General features: G+C 57.4%; 4 protein-coding genes and 3 tRNA genes. 3 read left to right on the top strand and 4 right to left on the bottom strand.

Going from position 1 to position 8,881, the window contains the following annotated elements:
* Positions 1-186: 186 nt before the first annotated feature.
* The 4 genes from Q1Y74_RS05305 to carB all read right to left on the bottom strand — a co-directional run bounded on the left by Q1Y74_RS05305 (position 187) and on the right by carB (position 3,898).
* Positions 187-261 (bottom strand) — tRNA-Val (locus Q1Y74_RS05305).
* A gap of 31 nt (positions 262-292) precedes the next feature.
* A tRNA-Val gene (locus tag Q1Y74_RS05300) sits at positions 293-367 on the bottom strand.
* A gap of 33 nt (positions 368-400) precedes the next feature.
* Positions 401-484, bottom strand: a tRNA-Val gene (locus Q1Y74_RS05295).
* Between the two features lie 186 nt (positions 485-670).
* A complete protein-coding gene (carB, locus tag Q1Y74_RS05290; RefSeq protein ID WP_300812686.1) occupies positions 671-3,898 on the bottom strand; it encodes a carbamoyl-phosphate synthase (glutamine-hydrolyzing) large subunit in 3,228 nt (1,075 codons plus the stop codon).
* 614 nt (positions 3,899-4,512) lie between these two features.
* On the opposite strand from carB, the gene trpS reads away from it, so the two are divergent.
* Genes trpS through lipA form a run of 3 tightly spaced genes read left to right on the top strand, consistent with a single transcriptional unit; the run spans position 4,513 to position 8,756 of the window.
* Complete coding sequence (gene trpS / locus Q1Y74_RS05285) at positions 4,513-5,607, top strand: tryptophan--tRNA ligase (RefSeq protein WP_300812685.1); 1,095 nt, start codon at positions 4,513-4,515, stop codon at positions 5,605-5,607.
* A 46-nt stretch (positions 5,608-5,653) separates the two neighbouring features.
* Positions 5,654-7,864 (top strand): S9 family peptidase, encoded by a 2,211-nt coding sequence (locus Q1Y74_RS05280; protein WP_300812684.1) that lies wholly within the window; start codon positions 5,654-5,656, stop codon positions 7,862-7,864.
* Positions 7,857-8,756 carry a lipoyl synthase gene (gene lipA / locus Q1Y74_RS05275; protein WP_300812687.1) on the top strand — a complete coding sequence of 300 codons (900 nt, stop codon included), beginning with the start codon at positions 7,857-7,859 and terminating at the stop codon, positions 8,754-8,756. Before Q1Y74_RS05280 ends, lipA begins: the two co-directional genes overlap by 8 nt.
* Positions 8,757-8,881 lie beyond the last annotated feature (125 nt).

Raw genomic sequence — 8,881 nt, 5'->3', positions numbered from 1 at the left:
GTTCCGAGGTGTGGGAGACATCAAGTTCTTTATGTTCAGACTTGCTACGCAATACGCTTGATACACCATGCCTACCAACCGGGAATATCCGCTGACCCCTAAATTGCCCAACCACAAAGCCCTATGCTTTCAAAACGGAAAAGGCCACCTCAAATTTATTTTGAGGCAGCCTCCTTAAAAAACCGGTGGGCGTTGACGGATTCGAACCGCCGACCCTCTGCTTGTAAGGCAGATGCTCTGAACCAGCTGAGCTAAACGCCCTTTCAACAATGAAAGGATAAAATCTTGAATGTGGGCGTTGACGGATTCGAACCGCCGACCCTCTGCTTGTAAGGCAGATGCTCTGAACCAGCTGAGCTAAACGCCCGTTTTGAATGACGAAAGTGAAGTAATCTGATAGTGGGCGTTGACGGATTCGAACGATTCGAACCGCCGACCCTCTGCTTGTAAGGCAGATGCTCTGAACCAGCTGAGCTAAACGCCCGTCACTTTCGTTTCAAAAGCGCTGCAAAGGTACGACTAATTTTGATATCTGCAAACATTCGCCCGTTTTTTTTTGTGATTACCCCGCAAAGTTTCTGCCCGGCATCCTCTGAAGAACAGGAAAGGGGCCGTGTGTGCCACAAGCCCCTTCCCGCTCTATTCATGTCACGCTTACGCCGTGCCCTGATTATTTATATTCCTGCCAGCTCTTGATTTGGATGTCCTCCAGCTTCATGTCGCAGAAGGCCTCGATGAAGGCACTGGCCAGACGGGCATTGGTAATCAACGGAATATTATGGTCGATGGCACCGCGGCGAATCTTGTAGCCGTTGGTCAGCTCGCGCTTGGTGTGGTTCTTCGGGATGTTGACAATGAGGTCGAACTTGTGCTCGGAAATCATCTTCATCACGTTGTTCTCGGCATCGGGACGTTCGTCGGGCCAGAACACGGGCACCGTATCTACGCCGTGGGCGTTGAGGAAGGCTGCCGTACCGGCCGTAGCATAAATCTTATAGCCCTTGGAGAAGAGCACGCGGCTGGCGTCGAGCAAGTCCACCTTGGACTTCATGGCACCGCTGGAGAACATCACGCCCTTTTCGGGACGCGGAATCTTGAAGCCGGTAGCCACCATGGCGTTGAGCAGGGCTTCGGAGAAGTCATCGCCCAGGCAGCCCACCTCGCCCGTAGACGACATGTCCACACCCAGCACGGGGTCGGCCTTGTGCAGGCGGGAGAAGGAGAACTGGCTGGCCTTGACGCCAATCCAGTCGATGTCGTAAGCCGACTTGTCGGGCTTGGTATAAGGAGCGTCCAGCATAATCTTGGTAGCCGTCTCGATGAAGTTGCGCTTCAGCACCTTGCTGACGAAGGGGAAGCTGCGCGATGCACGGAGGTTGCACTCGATGACCTTCACCTCGTTGTTGCGGGCCAGGAACTGGATGTTGAACGGGCCGGAGATGTTGAGTTCCTTGGCAATCTGACGGCTGATTTTCTTGATGCGGCGTGCGGTAGCGAAGTAAATCTTCTGGGCGGGGAACACCAGCGTGGCGTCGCCCGAGTGTACACCGGCAAACTCCACGTGTTCGGAAATGGCGTATTCAACGACTTCGCCGTTCTGAGCCACTGCGTCGAACTCGATTTCCTTGGTGTTCTGCAAGAACTGTGAAACCACAACCGGATATTCCTTGGACACCTCGGCCGCCATCTTCAGGAATTCCTGCAACTCGTCCTCGTCGTAGCAAACGTTCATGGCCGCTCCTGACAGGACGTAGGACGGACGCACCAGGACCGGATAGCCCACCTTGGCAACGAACCCCTTCACGTCTTCCAGACTGGTCAGTTCCTGCCAGGCCGGCTGGTCGATGCCCAACTGGTCGAGCATGTGGGAGAACTTGTTACGGTTCTCGGCACGGTCAATCGATACAGGCGAGGTGCCCAATACAGGAACCGACTGCCGATAGAGCTTCATGGCCAGGTTGTTCGGAATCTGTCCTCCCACCGACACGATGACACCGCGCGGCTGCTCCAGGTCTATGACATCGAGCACACGCTCAAAGGACAACTCGTCGAAGTAAAGACGGTCGCACATGTCGTAGTCGGTAGATACGGTTTCGGGGTTGTAGTTAATCATGATGGACTTGTAGCCCAGCTTGCGGGCAGTCTGGATGGCATTCACCGAGCACCAGTCGAACTCTACGCTGGAGCCGATGCGGTAGGCGCCCGAGCCCAGCACAACCACGGACTTCTCGTTCTTGTAGTAGTTCACGTCGTAACCCTCCACGGCATAGGTCATGTACAGGTAGTTGGTCAGTTCGGGATGTTCGCTGGCCACGGTGTTGATGCGCTTCACGGCCGGCAGGATGCCCAGCTCCTTGCGGCGGGCGCGTACCAGCAGGTTCTCCTTCTCCATATTGCCCTTCGGGCTCAGCACGAAGCGTGCAATCTGGAAGTCGGAGAAGCCCAGCACCTTGGCCTGGCGCAGCACGTCGGCAGGCAGGTCTTCCACCTTATTATATTGGGACAACAGATGCTTGTAGTCAACGATGTTCTTCAGCTTGCCCAGGAACCAGGGGTCTATCTTGGTCAGCTCGTAGATGCGGTCTATGCTGTAACCCTCTTCCAGCGCCTGTGCGATGGCAAAGATGCGCAGGTCGGTAGGATGGGACAGCTCGTGGTCGAGGTCGTCGAAGTGCAGGCCTTCGTTGCCCACAAAGCCGTGCATGCCCTGGCCAATCATGCGCAGGCCCTTCTGGATGATTTCCTCGAACGAGCGGCCGATGGACATGATTTCGCCCACGGACTTCATGCTCGAACCGATTTCGCGGCTCACGCCCACGAACTTCGTCAGGTCCCAGCGCGGTATCTTGCAGATGAGGTAGTCCAGCTGCGGAGCCACGTAGGCCGAGTTGGGCGTGCCCATCTCGCCAATCTGGTCGAGCGTATAGCCCAGCGCAATCTTGGCGGCCACGAAAGCCAGCGGATAGCCCGTAGCCTTGGAGGCCAGGGCCGACGAACGGCTCAGACGGGCGTTCACCTCGATGACGCGGTAGTCGTTGGTCTCGGCATTGAAGGCGTACTGGATGTTGCACTCGCCCACGATGCCCAGGTGACGGATGCACTTGCGTGACAGTTCCTGCAGCATGGCCACCTGCTCGTCGGTGAGCGAACAGGTAGGAGCCACCACGATGCTCTCGCCCGTGTGGATGCCCAGGGGGTCGAAGTTCTCCATGCTGGCCACGGTGAAGCAGTGGTCGTTGGCGTCGCGGATGACCTCGAATTCAATTTCCTTCCAGCCCTTCAGCGACTCTTCCACCAATATCTGTTTGGAGAAAGTGAACGAGCTCTCGGCCAGCTTCACGAAGGCTTCCTCGTCGGGGCAGATGCCGCTGCCCAGTCCGCCCAACGCGTAGGCCGAGCGCACCATGACCGGATAGCCGATTTCGCGGGCAGCCTTCAGGGCCTCGTCCATGCTCTCTACGGCGTGGCTCTTGGGCGTCTTCATGGGGATTTCGTCCAGCTTCTTCACGAAGAGGTCACGGTCCTCGGTGTACATGATGGCCTCTACCGAGGTGCCCAGCACACGCACGCCGTATTTCTCCAGCACGCCGTTCTGATAGAGCTCCGTACCGCAGTTCAGCGCCGTCTGTCCGCCGAAGGCCAGCAGAATGCCGTCAGGACGTTCCTTCTTGATGATTTCCTCCACAAAATAGGGAGTGACGGGCAAGAAGTAGACCTGGTCGGCAATGCCTTCCGACGTCTGGATGGTAGCGATGTTGGGATTCACCAATACGGAGCTGATGCCCTCTTCACGCAAAGCCTTCAATGCCTGCGAACCGGAGTAGTCAAATTCTCCGGCCTGACCAATCTTGAGCGCACCTGAGCCCAAGACGAGCACTTTCTTCAAATCGTTCTTCATTGTTTCTTTATATAAGTTGTTCAAGTTTCATTCGCGTTCCATCCGCACATACAAAAAATGCGTCACCCGACAAAGGATAACGCATTTACCAAAGAACTAATAAATATCTTGCCAGAAACAGAAAAACCGACAGCCGGCGAATGAAAATCATCCGAATAACAGAGGTAAAAGCCGGTTTCCATTTTCTGTAATTGCATATACGGTCTTAAAATTTGTGCAAAGTAACGATTTATTCGTGAAACGAACAAATATTTTCAAGAATGTTTTGCAACACATGTTTCACCCACGAAAAAGAGATGCCTGCACCCCCTGCGGACCGTGCTTGCATTGTCCACGGACCATGCAAGCATCGTCCGCAGGCCCTGCAGACGCCCCCCTGCGCCGCTCCGTGCGCTTCCGGCCAAGGCCGTACCCGGCCTCCGGGTTTGAAAACAAGACAAAACAAACGGGCTCCCCTCCTGCCGCCCTTCATTCCTTTCCATTTCTTTTCAGTTTCTCACGAAAAAGCCCTACCTTTACGCCCACGAATAACAAGGATGAAAAGCGGACGGCCGATGGAGATTTTCAGCGTCCGTTTTTCCGGCTACCGACTTTCAATGATTAACTGAATAAATATGACAAAAGAAAAAATCATCCTCACAGGCGACCGTCCCACGGGACGCCTGCACATAGGCCACTACGTAGGCTCGCTGCGCCGCCGCGTAGAATTGCAGAATGCCGGCGACTACAAGGACATGTTCGTCTTCATTGCCGACGCACAGGCCCTGACAGACAACATGGAGAATCCCGAAAAGGTGCGCCAGAACGTCATCGAAGTGGCGCTGGACTACCTGGCCTGCGGACTGGACCCCACGAAGAGCACCATCTTCATCCAGTCGCAGATACCCGAGCTGTGCGAGCTGTCCTTCTACTACATGGACCTGGTGACCGTCAGCCGCCTGCAACGCAACCCCACCGTGAAGACAGAAATACAGATGCGCAACTTCGAGGCCAGCATCCCCGTAGGCTTCTTCACCTACCCCATCAGCCAGGCAGCGGACATCACCGCCTTCAAGGCCACGACCGTGCCCGTGGGCGAAGACCAGGAGCCCATGCTGGAGCAGGCCCGCGAAATCGTACGCCGCTTCAACTACATCTACGGCGAAACGCTGGTGGAGCCTGAAATCCTGTTGCCCGACAACGCCGCCTGCCTGCGCCTGCCCGGCACCGACGGCAAGGCCAAGATGAGCAAGAGCCTGGGCAACTGCATCTACCTGAGCGACCCCGCCGACGAGGTGCAGAAGAAGATACGCAGCATGTACACCGACCCCGACCACCTGCGCGTGCAGGACCCCGGCAAGGTGGAAGGCAACACCGTGTTCACCTATCTGGACGCCTTCTGCCGTCCCGAGCACTTCGGACGCTACCTGCCCGACTATCCCAACCTGGACGAGCTGAAGGCCCACTACCGCCGCGGCGGACTGGGCGACGTGAAGGTGAAGAACTTCCTCAACGCCATCATGCAGGAGACGCTGGAACCCATCCGCAACCGCCGCAAGGAGTTCGAGCAGGACATACCCGCCATCTACGCCATGCTGAAGCAGGGTTGCGAGAAAGCCCGCGAGACCGCCGCCGCCACACTGGACGAAGTGCGCCGCGCCATGAAAATCAACTACTTCGACGACGCCGAGCTGATTGCCGAACAGTCCAAGCGGTTCAGCGCACAATAAGGAAGAGCGCGGCGTAACCATCTCATCAAAAAAACAAGCCAATGACATGAAACGGATAAGCATCTTATTCATCTTCTGCCTCTGTACGCTGGCAGGCTTCGCCCAAGGAGGGCAGGCACTCGAACTGAAAGACATCGTGACGGGACAATTCAGCCCGCAGAACATCTACGGCGTGATACCCATCCCCGGCGACGGCGAGCACTACTCGCAGATGAACGCCGAGGGAACGCAGATTATCAAGTACTCGTTCAAGACCGGCAAGCAGGTGGAGGTGCTGTTCGACGCGACCACCGCCCGCGAATGTCCGTTCAAGCGGTTTGACAGCTACAGCTTCTCGCCCAGCGGCGAGACACTGCTCATCGCCACGGAGACGACACCCGTCTACCGCCGCTCGTACACCGCCGTCCACTACCTGTACAGCCTGAAGCGCAACATCGACGGCCAGATAAACAACGTGGTGGAGAAGCTGTCGGACGGCGGGCCGCAGCAGGTGCCCGTGTTCTCGCCGGACGGCAGCATGGTGGCCTTCGTGCGTGACAACAACGTCTTCCTGGTGAAGCTCTACTTCGGCAACAGCGAAAGCCAGGTGACGGAGGACGGGAAGCGCAACGAGGTGCTGAACGGCATCCCCGACTGGGTGTACGAAGAGGAATTTGCCTTCAACCGCGCCCTGGAGTTCAGCGCCGACAGCAAGATGCTGGCCTACGTCCGCTTCGACGAGTCGGCCGTCCCCTCCTACTCCTTCCCGGTGTTTGCGGGGCAGGCTCCGCACATCGGCGCCTACGAGAAGTATCCGGGTGCCTATACCTATAAATATCCCAAGACGGGAGAAGCCAACTCCAAGGTGTCTGTCCACACGTTCGACATCAAGACGCGGGTAACCCGCCAGATGCAGGTGCCCCTGGACGAAGACGGCTACATCCCCCGCATCCGCTTTACCCAAGACCCCAACAAGCTGGCCATCATGACCCTGAACCGTCACCAGAACCGGCTGGACCTCTACTTCGCCGACCCGCGCAGCACGGTGTGCAAGCTGGTCCTGCGCGACGAGACCGACACCTACATCAAGGAGAACGTGTTTGACAACATCCTGTTCTACCCCGACAACTTCAGCTTTGTCAGCGAGAAGGACGGCTTCAACCACCTGTACTGGTACAGCATGGGCGGCAACCTGGTGAAGCAGGTGACCAAAGGCAACTACGAGGTGAAGGAGTTCCTGGGCTATGCCCCCGAGGAAGGCGCCTTCTACTACACTTCCAACGAGGAAAGCCCCATGCGGAAAGCCGTCTACAAGACCGACCGCAAAGGCCGGAAGACCAAGCTGTCCGGACAGGAGGGAACGAACGACGCCCAGTTCAGCACGGACATGAAGTACTACATGAACCGCTTCTCCAACCTGACGACCCCGACGGTAATCACCCTGAACGACAACAACGGAAAGGTGCTCACCACACTGGTTGACAACGAAGCGCTGAAGCAGAAGCTGGCCGGATATGCGGTGCCGCAGAAGGAGTTCTTCAGCTTCCAGACCACCGACGGAACCACGCTGAACGGCTGGATGATGAAGCCGACCGACTTCACGCCGTCCAAGAAATATCCGGTGCTGCAATACCAGTACAGCGGCCCGGGCTCGCAACAGGTGCTGGACGCCTTCGGCATCAGCTGGGAGACGTACATGGCTTCGCAGGGCTACATCGTGGTCTGCGTGGACGGACGGGGCACCGGAGGACGGGGCGCCGAGTTTGAGAAGTGTACGTACCTGAACCTGGGTGTGAAGGAGTCGAGAGACCAGGTGGAGACGGCGCTCTACATGGGCAGCCAGCCCTACGTGGACAAGAACCGCATCGGCATCTGGGGTTGGAGCTTCGGCGGATATACAACGGTGATGAGCATGAGCGAAGGGACACCCGTGTTCAAGGCGGGCGTGGCCGTGGCTGCCGTGACCGACTGGAACTACTACGACACCATCTACGGCGAACGCTTCATGCGCACCCCCAAGGAGAATGCCGAAGGCTACAAGGCCACGTCGGCCCTGAACCGCGCCGACAAGCTGCACGGACGCCTGCTGCTGGTTCACGGCATGGCGGACGACAACGTGCACTACCAGAACTGCGCGGAGTATGCCGAACATCTGGTGCAGATAGGCAAGCAGTTCGACATGCAGGTGTACACCAACCGCAACCACAGCATCTTCGGCGGAAATACCCGCCTGCACCTGTACACCCGGCTGACGGAGTTCTTCAAAAACAATTTGTAAAAAGCAAGGAAAGAGTACACAACAACCTCACATGGAAAGAGTACGCAAGCCGGAATGGCTGAAGATAAGCATCGGCGCCAACGAGCGGTATGCCGAGACCAAGCGCATTGTAGACACCCACTGCCTGCACACCATCTGCAGCAGCGGACGTTGCCCCAACCTGGGCGAGTGCTGGGGAAAGGGAACGGCCACCTTCATGATAGGCGGTGAAATCTGCACCCGCAGCTGCAAGTTCTGCAACACAAAGACGGGACGGCCGCTGCCGCTGGACGGGGAAGAGCCGCGCCGCGTGGCAGAGTCGGTGGCGCTGATGAAGCTGTCGCACGCCGTCGTCACGTCGGTAGACCGCGACGACCTGCCCGACCTGGGAGCCGCACACTGGGCACAGACCATCCACGAAATCAAACGGTTGAACCCCGACACGACCATCGAAGTACTGATACCCGACTTCCAGGGCCGGAAGGAGCTGGTGGAACAGGTCATCGAGGCACGCCCCGACATCATCTCGCACAACCTGGAGACGGTGAGGCGCATCAGTCCCCTGGTCCGCAGCCGGGCACGCTACGAGACCAGTCTGGAGGTCATCCGGCAGATAGCCGAGAGCGGCACGACAGCCAAGTCGGGCATCATGGTGGGCCTGGGCGAGACAACGGCCGAAGTGGAGGAGCTGATGGACGACCTGCGGGCCGTCGGCTGCCAGATTCTGACCATCGGCCAATACCTGCAACCCAGCCACCGCCACTACCCCGTAGCGGAATACGTGACGCCCGAACAGTTTGCCGCCTACAAGCAGACGGGGCTGGCCAAGGGATTCAGCCAGGTGGAAAGCGCACCGCTGGTGCGGTCTTCGTACCATGCCGAGAAGCATGTCAGAAGAAATTCAGAGTTCTGATTTCAGAGTAAGTGAGTGTTGGATGGCACACAGATGACACAGATGGGACGGATTTTCAGTCTTTTCTTTGATAATTCCTGTGGTCATCTGTTTTATCTGCGTCATCTGCGTACCATTTCTCACCA

Origin of the sequence: uncultured Bacteroides sp. (genome assembly GCF_949298305.1) — a bacterium.
In the GTDB taxonomy this organism is placed as follows: domain Bacteria; phylum Bacteroidota; class Bacteroidia; order Bacteroidales; family Bacteroidaceae; genus Bacteroides.
Note: the sequence above shows the minus strand (reverse complement) of the source record. Positions and strands in the feature narration are given on the sequence as shown.

Coding starts and splice junctions, on each gene's coding strand:
- carB (WP_300812686.1), bottom strand. CDS start 3,898: ATGAAGAACGATTTGAAGAAAGTGCTCGTCTTGGGCTCAGGTGCGCTC.
- trpS (WP_300812685.1), top strand. CDS start 4,513: ATGACAAAAGAAAAAATCATCCTCACAGGCGACCGTCCCACGGGACGC.
- Q1Y74_RS05280 (WP_300812684.1), top strand. CDS start 5,654: ATGAAACGGATAAGCATCTTATTCATCTTCTGCCTCTGTACGCTGGCA.